The sequence below is a fragment of the Xanthomonas sp. DAR33341 genome, assembly GCF_003992815.1.
Lineage (GTDB): Bacteria > Pseudomonadota > Gammaproteobacteria > Xanthomonadales > Xanthomonadaceae > Xanthomonas > Xanthomonas cissicola.
Genome location: NZ_QEYV01000038.1, coordinates 14,160 through 28,618 on the forward strand (window position 1 = coordinate 14,160; position 14,459 = coordinate 28,618).

General features: G+C 67.4%; 16 protein-coding genes and 1 other RNA gene. 8 read left to right on the top strand and 9 right to left on the bottom strand.

Going from position 1 to position 14,459, the window contains the following annotated elements; translation table 11 throughout:
• Nucleotides 1-90 precede the first annotated feature (90 nt).
• The 3 genes from EO156_RS19495 (at nt 91) to EO156_RS19505 (ending at nt 1,133) form a co-directional block, all read left to right on the top strand.
• The gene (locus tag EO156_RS19495; RefSeq protein ID WP_003487534.1) at nt 91-507 is read left to right on the top strand and encodes a MerC family mercury resistance protein; all 417 of its coding nucleotides are present in this window, start codon (nt 91-93) and stop codon (nt 505-507) included.
• Nucleotides 508-568: 61 nt separating this feature from the next.
• A non-coding RNA gene (locus EO156_RS19500) (sX9 sRNA) lies at nt 569-643 on the top strand.
• A 307-nt stretch (nt 644-950) separates the two neighbouring features.
• Complete coding sequence (locus EO156_RS19505) at nt 951-1,133, top strand: 30S ribosomal protein THX (protein ID WP_003487537.1); 183 nt, start codon at nt 951-953, stop codon at nt 1,131-1,133.
• Nucleotides 1,134-1,242: 109 nt separating this feature from the next.
• On the opposite strand, the gene EO156_RS19510 is transcribed toward EO156_RS19505, so the two are convergent.
• From EO156_RS19510 to EO156_RS19530, 5 genes are all read right to left on the bottom strand, one after another.
• Nucleotides 1,243-2,307, bottom strand: a complete 1,065-nt coding sequence (locus EO156_RS19510; RefSeq protein WP_016848957.1) for a zinc-dependent alcohol dehydrogenase family protein — start codon at nt 2,305-2,307, stop codon at nt 1,243-1,245.
• A 72-nt stretch (nt 2,308-2,379) separates the two neighbouring features.
• A complete protein-coding gene (locus EO156_RS19515; protein ID WP_016848958.1) occupies nt 2,380-3,822 on the bottom strand; it encodes a chloride channel protein in 1,443 nt (480 codons plus the stop codon).
• 126 nt (nt 3,823-3,948) lie between these two features.
• The gene (locus tag EO156_RS19520; protein WP_016848959.1) at nt 3,949-5,247 is read right to left on the bottom strand and encodes an ectonucleotide pyrophosphatase/phosphodiesterase; all 1,299 of its coding nucleotides are present in this window, start codon (nt 5,245-5,247) and stop codon (nt 3,949-3,951) included.
• 36 nt (nt 5,248-5,283) lie between these two features.
• The gene (locus tag EO156_RS19525; protein WP_003487545.1) at nt 5,284-5,829 is read right to left on the bottom strand and encodes a methylated-DNA--[protein]-cysteine S-methyltransferase; all 546 of its coding nucleotides are present in this window, start codon (nt 5,827-5,829) and stop codon (nt 5,284-5,286) included.
• Nucleotides 5,826-7,289 (bottom strand): AlkA N-terminal domain-containing protein, encoded by a 1,464-nt coding sequence (locus EO156_RS19530; protein WP_005912870.1) that lies wholly within the window; start codon nt 7,287-7,289, stop codon nt 5,826-5,828. Before EO156_RS19530 ends, EO156_RS19525 begins: the two co-directional genes overlap by 4 nt.
• A gap of 147 nt (nt 7,290-7,436) precedes the next feature.
• Here EO156_RS19530 and EO156_RS19535 point away from each other — a divergent pair, with 147 nt between their 5' ends.
• From EO156_RS19535 to EO156_RS19550, 4 genes are all read left to right on the top strand, one after another.
• Nucleotides 7,437-8,693 carry a hypothetical protein gene (locus tag EO156_RS19535; protein WP_029829229.1) on the top strand — a complete coding sequence of 419 codons (1,257 nt, stop codon included), beginning with the start codon at nt 7,437-7,439 and terminating at the stop codon, nt 8,691-8,693.
• Nucleotides 8,694-8,769: 76 nt separating this feature from the next.
• The gene (locus EO156_RS19540; protein ID WP_003487551.1) at nt 8,770-9,024 is read left to right on the top strand and encodes a hypothetical protein; all 255 of its coding nucleotides are present in this window, start codon (nt 8,770-8,772) and stop codon (nt 9,022-9,024) included.
• Between the two features lie 390 nt (nt 9,025-9,414).
• Nucleotides 9,415-9,951, top strand: coding sequence for a DUF4019 domain-containing protein (locus EO156_RS19545; RefSeq protein WP_015471842.1), 537 nt, complete (start codon nt 9,415-9,417; stop codon nt 9,949-9,951).
• Nucleotides 9,952-9,976: 25 nt separating this feature from the next.
• Nucleotides 9,977-10,378, top strand: a complete 402-nt coding sequence (locus EO156_RS19550) for an MAPEG family protein (RefSeq protein WP_003487555.1) — start codon at nt 9,977-9,979, stop codon at nt 10,376-10,378.
• Nucleotides 10,379-10,404: 26 nt separating this feature from the next.
• On the opposite strand, the gene EO156_RS19555 is transcribed toward EO156_RS19550, so the two are convergent.
• From EO156_RS19555 to EO156_RS19570, 4 genes are read right to left on the bottom strand one after another with little or no spacing between them, the layout of a single operon-like run.
• Nucleotides 10,405-10,725, bottom strand: a complete 321-nt coding sequence (locus EO156_RS19555) for a hypothetical protein (RefSeq protein ID WP_016850297.1) — start codon at nt 10,723-10,725, stop codon at nt 10,405-10,407.
• On the bottom strand, nt 10,722-10,964 hold the full coding sequence (locus EO156_RS19560; protein ID WP_003487558.1) for an RNA-binding S4 domain-containing protein: 243 nt from the start codon (nt 10,962-10,964) through the stop codon (nt 10,722-10,724). Before EO156_RS19560 ends, EO156_RS19555 begins: the two co-directional genes overlap by 4 nt.
• A gap of 36 nt (nt 10,965-11,000) precedes the next feature.
• Entirely contained in the window at nt 11,001-11,648 is a 648-nt protein-coding gene (locus tag EO156_RS19565) for a hypothetical protein (RefSeq protein WP_026007058.1), read from the bottom strand.
• Nucleotides 11,649-11,677: 29 nt separating this feature from the next.
• Nucleotides 11,678-12,175 (bottom strand): sigma-70 family RNA polymerase sigma factor, encoded by a 498-nt coding sequence (locus tag EO156_RS19570; RefSeq protein ID WP_003487563.1) that lies wholly within the window; start codon nt 12,173-12,175, stop codon nt 11,678-11,680.
• 167 nt (nt 12,176-12,342) lie between these two features.
• Here EO156_RS19570 and EO156_RS19575 point away from each other — a divergent pair, with 167 nt between their 5' ends.
• Nucleotides 12,343-14,241 carry a DEAD/DEAH box helicase gene (locus EO156_RS19575; protein WP_005912886.1) on the top strand — a complete coding sequence of 633 codons (1,899 nt, stop codon included), beginning with the start codon at nt 12,343-12,345 and terminating at the stop codon, nt 14,239-14,241.
• Nucleotides 14,242-14,459: the final 218 nt, after the last annotated feature.

The following is a 14,459-nucleotide window of genomic DNA, read 5'->3' on the forward strand; positions in this document are numbered from 1 at the left end:
ACCCGCATGACTGCGCGATGCATCGATGCGGGGCTGGAACAGCAAGATGTTATATTATTCCACGTCGCCGCGAATACCCTGCTGGACGTCATGCCTCTACCAACCCTTCGCCATCTTCTTGACCGCTTCGGCGCAACCGGCTCGCTGCTGTGCGCCGTGCACTGCGCGGTATTGCCACTGGTGCTGGCGCTGGCGCCTTCGCTGGGCCTGTCGTTCTGGCTGGGCGACGGGGTGGAACTGGCCATCGTGGTGTTCGTGACGCTATTGGGCCTTTTCAGCCTGGTGCTCGGGTATCGCCGGCACAAAGCGCTGCATGCGCTGGCGTTGCTATTGCCCGGTCTGGCATTGCTGTGGCTGGGCCTGCTGTACGACCCGCTCCATCATTCGGTGGTGCCGCATGCGGTGGTGATGACGCTGGGTGGCGCCCTGGTCGGTATCGCCCACCTGGTCAATCTTCGCCTGAATCACGGGCATGGGCATGTGCACGACGCCAGCTGCGCGCACTAAGAGCGGCTAACAAAACTACTGCGCAGCCGCCAGGCGGGCGCGGCCGGTGCTCGGAATCGGCATGTAGCACTCGCACACTCTGGTTCCTGCGCGCCGTCCGCGCCCACCTGACAGCTGCTCGCTACGTTTGTTGGCCGCTCTAAGCCTCTGTCGTAGGGCGGTTGCGTCGCCGCCACGCCGATGCGGACAGCGGAGATCATCGACGTCTGCCACCCGCACCTTCGCGCTGCTCTGCGGCTTTCCACCCGCAGCCGATCACAGTTCACAACCGCAGGCATCGTGCTGGAGTCGGCCAGCTCCGCAAGTGGGGCGGGCGCTGCCCAGCTACGCGCGCCGGGGCCGCCGTGGTAGGCTTGTCGGCCTTGCGCGAGGGCGCCGCCGGTGAAACCTCGCCAGACCTGTGCCAGCACGGGAATTTGTATTCACATTCAGGAGTCGACGAAATGGGTAAGGGTGACCGTAAGACCGCCAAGGGCAAGCGCTACAACGCCAGCTACGGCAATTCGCGTTCGCACGCGGTGAGCAAGGTTGTCGTGGGTGCAGCTGCCCCGGTTGCCAAGAAGGGCGTGGTCAAGGCCCCGGCCAAAAAGGCCGTCGCCAAGAAGACCGTCGCCAAGGCCAGCTGATCCCAGCTCGCTTCGCGACACCGGAACGCGGCGCTTGCGCCGCGTTTTTCGTTGTGCAGGCCGGTCGTTTACGCTCCTGTCCGGCCCATCAAGGTGTGCCACCAGGTGCCTAGGATGCCGGCGGCGATACGGGCTGGAAGCGATCGATGACGCTGATGCCGAGGTCGCGCGTAGCGTCCATGCCGGTCAGCACCGCAATGGCCTCGTCCAGGCCCACTCTTTTGCCGATGAGCCGTTGAGGTGCGATCTTCCCGGCCTGGATCATCGCCAACATGGCATCGTACCGCCACGCCTGCATCCCGTGGCTGCCGTAGATCTCCAGTTCGTGGCCGATCACCTGCGCCATCGGGATCCTGGGCGTGGCGTGTTCGCCCAGCATCAGTCCCACCTGGACATGACGGCCGCGCCGCCGCAGGTTGCTAATGGAGTTGAAACAGGTCGCGGGGCTGCCGAGCGCATCGATGGAAACGTGCGCGCCGCCCTTGGTGATCTCGCGAATCGCCTCCACCGTATCGGCCGCTTTCGACGCGTTGACCGTTGCGACCGCGCCGCATTCGACGGCGAACGCCAGCTTGTCGTCGAAGATGTCCACCGCAACCACCTGCGCCCCCAGCGCCGCTGCGATCATCACTGCCGAAAGCCCGACGCCGCCGCAGCCATGGACCACGACCCATTCCCCTGGGCCGGTTCTGGCCTGATCGACCACGGCCCGGAACGAGGTGGCAAACCGGCATCCCAGGCTTGCCGCCGTCGCATCGTCGATGCTTTCCGGCAGTCTGACCAGATTCGTCTCGGCAAAATCGATCGCGACATATTCGGCGAACGATCCCCATGCGGTGAAGCCGGGCTGGAACTGGTGCGAGCACACGTGCTGATTGCCGCCATGGCACTGCGCGCAGCGCCCGCACCCTGACACGAACGGCACGGTGACCCGGGTGCCGATCGCAAAGCCCGAGATGCGTTTTCCCATGGCGACCACTTCGCCGGCGAACTCATGTCCCGGCACGTACGGCAATGCGATGTCCGGATCGTGCCCCATCCAGCCGTGCCAATCGCTGCGGCAGATGCCGGTGGCTGCCACCTTGATCACCACGCCGTCATCGCTTGGCGTCGGGTCGGGGAGCTGCAGAATTTCCGGAACCTGTTCAAAACGCTCGAAGTGCATTGCGCGCATACGCAACCTCGGGAAGCAGCACGATGAGGAGGGGGTCTACCGTGCTGCACCGCTGGCGAGCGGTGCGGCAGCTCATGTTCGTGGGGAAGCGTCGTCCTGGCCGCTGTTTCCAGCCGAGGTCTGGCGCTGCGACGTCGACGCGCGCTCTGCAGCGGGAGCGGGCGCCGGCACGGCCAGCAACTGCTCGGCCAGGCCGCGATAGATCGGCGTCTTGCAGACCAGCCCGGAGACTGCGCGCGCAATCAGCACGGTGGCCAGGATCGGCAGCAGCATCTGGCTGGTGTCGGTGAGCTCCAGCGAAATCACCGCCGAGGTCAGCGGCGCCTGGGTCACGCCGGTGAGATAGGCGCACATGCCCAACAGCACGAAGGTGCGTGGATCCACGCTGGGCATCAGCACCGAGAGGTTGTGACCGATGCCGGCACCCACTGCCAGCGCCGGCGAAAACAGGCCACCTGGAATGCCGGCCAGATACGAGACCAGATTGGCGATGAGTTTCATCATGCCGAACTCGTGGCCGACCACCGCATGCCCCTGCACCAGGCTGCGCGCCTGGTCGTAGCCGGTACCGAACGCGCCTTGCCCCAACACCAGCGCCAGCCCGACCAGGGCAACGCCGCACAGCGCGGCCAGCAGCACCGGATGCCGTTGGCGCAGCGCACCCAGCCAGCGCGGTTTGCCGCTGACGCTGGCCAGCACCATCCGCGCGAAGAGGCCACCGAGTAACCCGGCCACGCTGCCGCACAAGGCGATCGCCAACCAGGCCTGGCCCAAGGGCAAGGCCACCGCCACCTTGCCGAAATAGGTGTAGCTGCCCAGCAGGCCTAGCGACACCACCCCGCCAACGATCACCGCGGTGAGCAAGGTGCCGGAAAAGCGGTGCTCGAAACGCCCGCTCAGTTCTTCGATCGCAAATACCACACCCGCTAGCGGCGTATTGAACGCGGCCGCGATACCGGCGGCGCCGCCGGCGAGCAGAAAATGCGAGAGCTCGCGTGGGTCGCGAAAACCGAACCAGCGCCCGAACACATGCATCAGGCTGGCGCCGACATGCACGGTGGGTCCTTCGCGTCCTACCGATGCGCCGCCGAGCAGCGACAAGGTGGTCAGCGCGAGCTTGCCGACCGACACGCGCAACGAGAGGTTGCTGTCGCGAAACGCCGGGTCGGGGTGTTCCAGCGCGGCAATCACCTGCGGGATGCCGCTGCCGCGCGTGGGCCGCAGCGCACCGGAGGTGAGCCAGGCAAGCAGGGCGAAGATGCCCGGCGTCAGCAGCAGCGCCCACCAGATCGAGTGCGCGGTAATGCGTTGAAAAAGATGGAAGGCCGCGTCGCTGGCCTTTGCGAAGACGATCGCCACCAGCGCCACCGCGATCGCGCCGCCCCACAGTGCAGCGCGACGACGCCAGCCTTCGCTGGACAACAGCGGCCGCAAGCGACGCGGGGGGAGTTTGGAACCAGACATTGCGTCATTGTCGCACTGCTGGGCCGCAGCGGTGTCGACAGCGACCCACATTCCTGCGCTGTCGCCAACATGAGGTATGCGGCGGCGACTTGGAGCCGCGTCTTGCCTGCATGCGCGTTTTCGGTGTTGCAGCCGCACGCGTGCGCACGCCGGCATTGTTGCCGATGCCGGTCGCCTCTACCGGGCGTCGGGTGCTGGCGGCATGCGCAAGGCCGGCAGCAAGGTTGCCGGGTTGCCGTCGTTGGGTGCGGCCGGAATACCCAGCAGCCGGCTCATCAGCGCATAGACATCCACGTTGTCGAAGCCTGGCAGTGTCTTGCCCTGCGCCAGATCCGGGCCTTGCGCCAGGAACACGGCGCGCATCGATGGCAATGCCGGATCATAGCCGTGCGAGCCACGCGTGCCGCGCTGCGCGCGTTTGGCAAGCTTGTCCGGGAAGAGCGCATCCCAGCCTTCATGCATCTGGCACACGAGCGACGGAATGCGCGGATGGCTACCGTACTGCCAGCGTGCCGGCAGCTCCGCCTTGCGCCAGCAGTCGTAGTGGTCGTGCGCGCCAAGCACGCTGGCCTCGGCGGCGGCCTGTTGCCCGGGCAGTGGTTCGAAACCGATCACCTGGCCATCGGTGATTGCGGTGGCGATCTGCGGCGGCGCGATGTCTTCCACGCTGATCGCATGCCCTGGCGCCACCTCGGCCATGCCATGGTCGGAGACCACGATGATGTTGGTGCGCGCGCGGGTACCGTCGCGCTGCGTGCCAGCCAGCAGCCGGCCGATGGCCGCATCGACCGCGCGCACGGCGTCGGCATACTGGCGCGATTCCGGGCCGTGGTCGTGGCCTGCTTCGTCCACATGTTCGAAGTACAGCGTGACGAGGCGATTGCGCTGGGCACCGTCTGTTGCGAGCCAGCCCCGCACCGCGTCCACGCGCGTGTCCAGGCGCACGCCTTTTTGGTAATGGCGCCACTGCGACGGGCGTACGCCCTTGATCGCCGCCTCGCTGCCTGGCCACGACCAGGTGGCGGCATGCTGGCCGGTGTTCTCCACGCCCACCCACACCGGTTCGCCGCCCCACCAACGCGCATCGCCCACCGCCTCGGACTTGCTCAACCAGAAACCCCCAAGCGTCGGGTCGCGCATGCTGTTGTGCACGATGCCATGGTGGTCCGGGCGCAGCCCAGTGACCAGGGTGTAGTGATTGGGGAAGGTCAGCGACGGATACGAGGGCGTCATCCAGCGCGCACGTACGCCTTCGCGTGCCAGTTGCGACAGGTTCGGCGTGATGCCGCGATCGAGCATGTCCGCGCGCAGGCCGTCGATGGAGATCAGCAGCAATGCGTGCGGGATGCTGGCCGATGCGGTAGTCGCCGCTGCAGTCGGCAACTGCGTGGGCGCGCTGCGCGCAGATGGGGGGCTGCTACAGGCCGCAAACAAGGCAAGCGCCGCTGCGGCAACTCCAAAACGTCGGTCGATCATGGCGTAAGTTTACGGCGCAGCGATGACGCCGCGAAGTCAGCCAGTGCGCGCTGCCGAGGCAGGTGCGAACAGATCGTCGGCGCGCGCGGCGCTGCGCGGCGACCAGCCTTCCAACTGCAACAACGCCTGCTTGGTCGGCAGGCCGCCGCCGAAGCCGGTCAACGCACCATTGGCGCCGATCACGCGATGGCAGGGCAGCACGATCGGCAGCGGGTTGCGTCCGTTGGCGGCGCCCACCGCGCGACTGGCGGCCGGTTTGCCGACCGCCTGCGCTAGTTGCGCATAACTCCAGGTCTGCCCGAACGGAATCTGCGCCAGCGTGCGCCAGACCGTCAGTTGAAACGGTGTGCCGACTGGCGCCAGCGGCAGATCGAAACTGCGTCGCCCGCCATGCAGGTAATCGAGCAATTGTTCGCGTGCTTCGCGCACCAGCGGCGCATCGGGGTGGTGCAACCAGCGCGCACGGCCGATGGCGTCGTAGCGGTTCTGTGCAAACAGGATGTGGTGCACGCCTTTGTCGTCGGCGGCCACGCTGAGCGCGCCGATCGGCGAGGGGAAGGTGTCGTAGTGCAGTGTGCTCATGCGCGGGTGTCCTTGCGGTCGTTGGCCAGATGCCACAGGTGCAGCACGGCGTAGGCGCGCCACGGTCGCCACGCTTGCGAACGGGCATCGGTGGCGCGTTCGCTCAGGCGCTCGGGGGCGCCGAGCACTTGCTGCAGGATCAGGTCGCCGGCCGGAAACGCGTCCGGATGCGACAACGCGCGCATGGCCACGTAATGCGCGGTCCACGGTCCGATTCCGGGCAGCGCGGTGCAGGCGGCGATGAAATCAGGCAGGCGCTGTCCGGCGCCGAAGTGCAGCTGGCCTTGCGCGCAGGCCGAGGCCAGCGCACGCAGCGTGGCGGCGCGCGCACGCGGCAGCCCGAGCTGTTCCAGCGGCGCGTCGGCCAGCTGTTCGGGCATGGGGAAACTGCGATCCAGTCCGGGGGGCATGTCGGCATGATGGCCGCCGTGGCGGTCGACCAGCCGCGCTGCCAGCGTTGCCGCGCCGGCCACGCTGATCTGTTGCCCCAGGACCGCACGCACCGCCACTTCGAAGCCGTCCCAGCCACCGGGCACGCGTAGGCCGGGTCGGCGCGCGATTGCCTCGGCCAGCAGCGGTTCCGGCGCGAGCGTGGCGTGCACGGCCTGCAGGTCTGCATCCAGATCGAACAGCCGGCGCACGCGTCGCACGATCTGCGGAATCTGGCGCGGGTCGGTGGCGCCGATGCGCAGCAGCAGCTCCGCGCGCTGCGGTGCCGCGCTGACCTCGATCACGCTGGCGTTGCCCGGCGCGCCGATCACGCGCCGGTAGCCGTTCGCATCGACCTGCTCGATGCCCGGGATCGCGCGGCGCTGCAAGAAAGCCAGCATCGCCGGCAGGTCCAGCGGCGGGCGATAGCCCAGGCGCAATGTGAGTTCGCCGCCCGGCACCTCGGCACGCTGCTTGCGCAGTGCAGAAGGCGGCATGCCGCAGCCCTGCAGGAAGGCCGCATTGAAGCGGCGCAGGCTGTTGAAGCCGGCCGCGAGCGCGACCTCGGTGACCGGCAGGGCGGTTTCGGTCAGCAATTGCTTGGCCAGCAGCAGCCGATGCGTGCCGTGCACCTGGATCGGCGTGGCGCCCAGCTGCTGCACGAATTGCCGCTGCAGTTGGCGCGCGCTCAAGCCCACCGCGTCGGCCAGCGTCTGCACCGGCTGCTCCTGCAGCGCGCCGTCTGCAATCATCGCCAGCGCACGCTGCACGCTTTCTTCGCCCAGATGCTGCTGCGCCTGCGGCGACAGCTCCGGCCGGCAGCGCAGGCATGGCCGGTAGCCGGCGGCGCTGGCCGCCGCGGCAGTGGGGTAGTAACTGATATTGGACGGATTCGGCGGCGGCGCCGGACACACCGGGCGGCAATAGATGCCGGTGCTGCGCACGGCGGTGAAAAACAGCCCGTCGAAGCGTGCATCGCGTGCCAGGCGGGCGCGGTCGCATTGAGTTCGGTCGGGCGTTGCGGTCTGCATGTCGCCAGTCTATGCGCTCGCCCCCGCGCCGGCTGGCCGTTTTCGGACGCGGTTGCGGCGGACCTGCGCGTTCATGGCCGGGTCAACCCATCGATCCATTCAGCCATAGACTGCGGGTGATCTCCGTCGCGCTCCGTGCCCCACATCATGCTGAAATCGGTTTGTCTGTCCCTTGCCTGCTTGCTCCTGCTGGCCGCCTGCGATCGGTCGGCGACCTCGGCCGATGCAGCGGTTGCGCAGCAGAGTGGTGCAGGGCAGGCGGGCGATGGCGATCACATGGTGTCGGTGGATACGCCCGACCCGGTCCCGCCGCCGCGCCCGCGCACGCAGGCGGGCGAGGCAGGCTGGCCGCAGGCGGAACTGGAATCGGGCCAGGCCTGGATCAGCTGCGCGACCGATTACAGCCGCGAGGCCGGCGACGGCACGCTACTGCCGGCACTGGACCGGGCCAGCGTGGAAGCGGCGCTGGCGCCGTGCCGTGAGACCGGCCTGGTGCGGGTGCGCTACGCCGGCAAGATCAATGCAGGTTTTGCGGCCCTGGTGTGGCGGCTGGCCTGGGTCGCGGAGCAGTGGAAGTTGCCGCATCGCATCCTGGACCTGGATTCCAGTGGCGGGCAGGTGGAGGCGGCGATCCGCGCCGGCGATACCATCGGCGAATCCAACTGGACTATCTGGGTGCGCGAAGGCTCGATCTGCCACAGCGCCTGCGTGTTCGTGCTGGCGGCCGGCGACAACCGCCTGGTCGCCGGCAAGGTCGGTATTCACCGCATGATGCGGATCAGCTCCAAGGCGACCTCGCGCGCCGAGCTCAATCGCGAACTGCGCGAGGTCTACGGCAACGTCAAGGATTACCTGGAGCGCAACGGCGTGGCGGTGGCGGTGGCCGACCTGATGATGACCGTGCCCAACCGCAGCCTGCGCCTGCTCAGCATGGAAGAGTTGCGCGAATACGGGCTGGATGGCACCAATGCCGTGCAGGACGATCTGGAACGCATCCGCCAGATGCGCAAGTGCGGCGATGCCTTCGTGCGCCGCAAGGACGCGTTTCTGGTCGCCTTCGACCAAAAGTGCAAGGGCGAAGGCGCGGACCTGGATGCGGTCAATGCCTGCGGCCTGGCCTTGAAGCAGCGCTTCGGCTTTCCGGATGCGGCCTGCCCGGAAGAAAGCCCGCTGGCCGAAACCGATGCCGCGGCGCTACCGGCCAGCCCGACGGCCGAGACGCAGACCGATGAGGCACAGAACGGCCAGGCGCAGAACGGCCAGGCGCAGAACGGCCAAGCCCAGAACGGCCAAGCCCAGCGCGATGCCGCAGGTGCGGCAACGCCTGCAGCCGAGCCGGACTCCGCGCCAGCGCAGGATGCCGCCCAGGCCGGCCCGCCGTCCGCGCCGCACCCCGACGGCTGAGCGCAGTGATGGGCTTCACGCGCATCGCACTGCGCGCTGCCTATCGTCGCTGCATCACAACCGAGCCGGGGGGCGTATGCGAGGCAAGACCAAGGGTGTGTTATTGGCATATCTACCGTCGGCCCTGCTGGTGCTGGTTGGCTTCGGCGTGGCCGAGTTGCTGCGCCTGGCCGCTGCCGCCATGCACGAACAATGGCCGGCGACGCTGGCAGCCTGGCTGAGTCTGGCGGCGCTGATCGCGGCGATCGCGCGTGCCTTCTGGGTCAGTTGGCGTCTGTGGCGGCCGCGTGGCGTGACGGCCGTGCCGCCGGCTTCCGGAGGCGAGGCCTAGATCGCGCAGACAACGGCGATGGGACTTCAAGGGCCCTGTTCGCGACTGGCCCCTGATGACTCCAAGACATTGCCGCACGCATCGCACCCAGCCGATGCTGCCATCTGCAGCATGCCTGCCACTTCAACAGAAGGATGAAAACGCCGCTGCCAGACTGATGACGTCGAATGCGCGCGGCCGTGGCCAGAGGTCCCTGCTCGCCGCTTGCGTGCTCGAGAAGTGCGTTGTCCAAGAGGCGCGTCGGCGCTTGCCGTGTTGCCTTCAGCGCCGTCCCCCGGACCTGCATCCGCAGACTTGTGTTGCGCACGACGCGTCCTAGACTGCGCTACCCACCAAAGGGGGGGGCGGCGCCTCTTCCTTTCCACCCGATCCGTACAAGGTCCCCGTCCCATGCTTCGTTCTCGTCTGGTTATCGTGTTGGCACTGGCTCCAGCGCTGGCGTTCGCTCAACAACCGCAGGCCGCCAGTCGCCCCGCCAGCCCGGCTGCGGCGCAACCGGCACCTGCAGCGCCCGCCGGGCAGCCGGCCCTCAGCCCGGCGCAGCAGGCGCAGCTGACCAAGCAGAACACCGAGATGACCCAGGCCGCCTTGCGCGTGGCGCAGATGGTGGACGGCAACCAGGTCGCTTCGCTGTGGGATGGCGCGTCCAAGGTGGCCAAGACCGCGGTCAAGCGCGATGTCTTCGTCAGCCAGATCGGTACCGAACGCGCGCGGCTGGGTGCGGTGGTGGGGCGCGGGCAGGGCTCGGTCACGCGGGTCAAATACGGTCCCGGCGCGCAGGTGCCCGAAGGCCTGTATGTCAACGTCAGCTTTCCGACCCGTTTCGCCAAGGCACAGCAGCCGGTCCGCGAGCTGGTGTCGTTCCGTCTGGACGAAGACAAGACCTGGCGGTTGGCCGGTTACAGCCTGCGCACGGCGGTGAAGTGATGTTTCCATCGGCCGGGAGAAACGTATGCAACTGACGATCGAACTGCAGATGCTGGGCTGGGCGATGGTGCTCGGGTTGGTGCAATTGCTGGCTGCCTCGGCCGGCATGACCGCCCAACGCGGCACCAAGTGGAACGCCAGCGCACGCGATGGCGAGGCCAAGCCGCTGACCGGCGTGGCCGCCCGGTTGGACCGCGCGTTCCGCAACTATCTGGAGACCTTTCCGATCTTCGCGGCCGCCGTGCTGGCGGTGAGCGTGGCCGGGCGCACCAGCGCAGACACAGCACTCGCCGTGCAGCTCTACCTGTGGGCGCGCGTGGCCTATGTGCCGGTGTATGCCGCGGGTATTGCGTACCTGCGCAGCGCCATCTGGGTGGTGTCGTTCTGGGGCATCATCAAACTGGTGCGTGCACTGCTGGGCATTTGATGCAGCGTCGCCGGCAGGTGCGAGCTTCAATCAGTCGCTTGCACCCGCGCCAAGATTGCAGCGATGGCCGCCTGCGCATCGTCGGTACGCAGGGCTTGTTCCAGGATCGGAATCACCCAGGCGCAACCGGCCCTGGTCACATGTGCGCACCAGTGGCCGCGCCAGGTGTCCAGTTCGTGCAAGGCCAGCATGCTGCAGCCGCCTCGCTCGGCATGGCCGCCGCCGATGGATTGCTCCAGCCAGAACGGCTGGTCCGAGTCGATGGCGATCGAAAAAACACAGACGTCGTGGATCGGATCGTCGGCCGAAGGTGCGTTGTTGCGCCGGCTGATCTCCACCACCTTCATGCGTCAGGCTCGGCGTCCGGGTTCCATGCCAGTACGCGAATTTCCACACCGTCCAGCTGTACCAGCTGGCCGGGGCGGATCTTGGCGGTCTTGCGCAGCTCCTGCATGCCGTCGACGCTGACCGCGCCGCTGGCGACGATCGCCTTGCCCTGGCCGCCGCTGTCGGCAATGCCGGCCAGCTTGAGCAACTGGTTGAGTTCGATGTAATCGCCGTCCAGGTCGAATTCCAGGTATTGCATGGTGCGCTCGGTCGCAGGGAGGCCGCGATTATCCGCCTACTCGCGCTGGAAACGCGCGATCTGTTCCAGCAGGGTTTCGGTACGAGCGACGCTGCGGCCGGCGTGCACGGTGTCCAGGCGTTCCAGCCAGGGGTGACCGCTGCGCTGCAGCCGTCGATAGCCCAGCCAGGTGCCGATGCCGCCGAGTACGCCGACCAGCAGGTTGCATAGCAGCCAGGCGTACGGCAACGACCGGCCGGTGAGGGCCCGCCACGCAGCGTCTGCCACCGCTACCCACAGCACCCAGAACGCTACGCCCAGCCACGGCGCCACGCGCGTGCGCCAGCGCCGCAGCTGTGCAAGCGCGCGCTGTGTCTGCAGCAGTGGCCTGGCGAAATCCAACTGCGACAACAGCCAAAGTTGACGGGCCGCAGAGGCTGCCAGCGCAACGCACCATATCTGCAGCAATACTCCGCCGACGATGGCTGCCGCCTGTTCGGGGAACGCAAGCCAGCTGTGGGCAACGAGGCCGCTCAATGCGATGGCGCACAGCAGTTGCGCCGACTGGCTCAGCCACAACGGGCGCAGGTGCGCGCGGGCTGCGTGGCTGCGCAGGTCGCCGAGCACCTGGCCGGCGAGTGCGGCGTGTTGATCCAGCCGTTGTTCCAGCGAACGCCAGGCCAGGGCGATGTCGTCCAGTTCCATGTCTTGCTCCGGTTGCGGATTGGTGGGGTTCACAGCTCGGCGCGGATGCGCGATTTCAGGCGGCTGAGTTTGGTGGCGACATTGGTTTCGCTGATGCCGAGCACGTCGGCGATCTCGCGATAGCTGTGTTGGTCCAGATAGAGCAACAGCAGCGCGCGTTCCAGCGGCAGTTGGTGTGCGATGAAGGCATACAGCGCGGCCACCTGTTGCTCGCGTACAGGGTCGTGTGCGCATGGATCGGCGATGCGCTCCACCACCGCGTCCAGCGCGATCGGCTCGCCGGCCGCGCGGCGGCCGCGCAGATCGCTGATCGCCACGTTCAGGGCGATGCGGTACATCCAGGTGGAAAAGCGCCGACTCGGGTCGTAGCCGGGAAATGCCCGCCACAATTGCGTAGCGATTTCCTGCGCCAGTTCGTCGCGGTCGTCGCGATCGCGGCAATAGCTGGCCGCCACCTTCAGCACGATGGCGCGATGCTGCTGCAGCAGGGCGCTGAAGCGGGTGTGCAGATTTGTGTCCAGGGGCATGGCTCCGGTCGGGCAGGTGAAGGGACGACACGGGATGATTCGCGCAGGAGCGCGATTCCTCACAACCTGAATGGACTGTCACGAAAATTTCGACAGCAAGGGGGCTGAAGAGGCACACTATGCTGCTTTGCGCCTGCCGGCTCCGTGCGGCGCCTCCGGAGTTACCCATGACCCAAGAATCTTCCGCGCCGCTGCTGTTTGCAGATCTCGGCCTCTCGGACGCTGTGATGAAGGCCGTTGCCAACGTGGGCTACGAGTCGCCGTCGCCGATCCAGGCCGCCACCATCCCCGCGCTGCTGGCCGGCCGCGACGTGCTCGGCCAGGCCCAGACCGGCACCGGCAAGACCGCCGCGTTCGCGCTGCCGGTGCTGTCCAACGCCGATCTCAACCAGGTCAAGCCGCAGGCATTGGTACTGGCCCCGACCCGCGAGCTGGCCATCCAGGTCGCCGAGGCGTTCCAGAAATATGCCGAAGCCATTCCCGGCTTCCGCGTGCTGCCGGTCTACGGCGGCCAGCCGTATGCCCAGCAGCTGAGCGCGCTCAAGCGCGGCGTGCATGTGGTGGTCGGTACCCCGGGCCGGGTGATCGATCACCTGGACCGCGGCACCCTGGATCTGTCCCAGCTCAAGACGCTGGTGCTGGACGAAGCCGACGAAATGCTGCGCATGGGCTTCATCGATGATGTCGAAGCGGTGTTGAAGAAACTGCCGGAGCAGCGCCAGGTGGCGTTGTTCTCGGCCACCATGCCGCCGGCCATCCGCCGCATCGCGCAGACCTATCTGAAGGACCCGGCCGAAGTCACCATCGCGGCCAAGACCACCACCTCGGCCAACATCCGTCAGCGCTACTGGTGGGTGAGCGGGCTGCACAAGCTGGATGCGTTGACCCGCATTCTCGAGGTCGAGCCGTTCGACGGCATGATCATCTTCGCGCGCACCAAGGCGGCCACCGAAGAGCTGGCGCAGAAGCTGCAGGCGCGCGGCATGGCGGCAGCGGCCATCAACGGCGACATGCAGCAGGCCGCACGCGAGAAGACCATCGCCCAGCTCAAGGACGGCAAGCTGGACATCCTGGTCGCCACCGACGTGGCCGCACGCGGTCTGGACGTGGAGCGCATCAGCCACGTGCTGAACTACGACATTCCCTACGACACCGAAAGCTACGTGCACCGCATCGGTCGCACCGGCCGTGCCGGGCGTAACGGCGACGCGATCCTGTTCGTGACGCCGCGCGAGAAGGGCATGCTGCGCTCCATCGAACGCGCCACCCGTCAGCCGATCGAAGAGATGCAGCTGCCGAGCGTGGACGCGGTCAACGACACCCGCGTCGCGCGCTTCATGACCCGCATCACCGAGACCCTGGCCGGTGGTCAGATCGACATGTATCGCGATCTGCTGCAGCGCTACGAGGCCGAAAACAACGTGCCGGCGATCGATATCGCTGCCGCGCTGGCCAAGCTGCTGCAGGGCGATGCCCCGTTCCTGCTGACCCCGCCGGTGCGCGGTGCGCGCGAAGAGTCCGCTCCGCGCCAGCGCAACGAGCGTGCCGACCGGGGCGAGCGCCCGCGTTTCGAACCCACGTTCGAACGTGGCCCGCGTGCCGACGGCGAACGCGCTGCGCGTCCGCCGCGCGGCGACGATACCGGCGAGCGTCCGCGCCGCGAGCCGGCCCCACGCGGAGAGCCCGAGTTCGGCATGGAGAGCTACCGCATCGAAGTGGGCCACAGCCACGGCGTGAAGCCGGCCAACATCGTTGGCGCGATCGCCAACGAAGCCGGGCTGGAAAGCCGTTATATCGGTCGTATCGACATCCAGGACGATTATTCGATCCTGGATCTGCCGGCCGACATGCCGCGCGAACTGCTCGCCCACCTGAAGAAGGTCTGGGTGTCCGGTCAGCAGCTCAACATGCGCAAGCTGGAAGACGGCGAAGCGGCCGCTGCGGCGTCCAAGCCGCGCTTCCCGCGTGGCGGCAAGCCGTCCGGTCGTCCGAACGGCCCGGGCCGTCCGATGGACCGCGCCGGCGCACCGCACCGCAAGGGTCCGCCAAAGCCGCGCGGCGAGTAGGCCTGTTCGGCACCGCCCGCAGGGACCCTGCAGACGGTAGGGTTGCCCAGTATCTCTATGCATTAAAGAGCATAGCGAGCGGGTGGGGCGCTACGGCGCCTGAAGGCGGCGGCGATCAGGCTGATCTAGTCAGCGTCGCTAACCCCGAGTGCACTACGCCAAGCGGGCATAGCCATACAGACTCGGCCGTTGCGGCCGTTACTGCCTTCAGGCGCCCA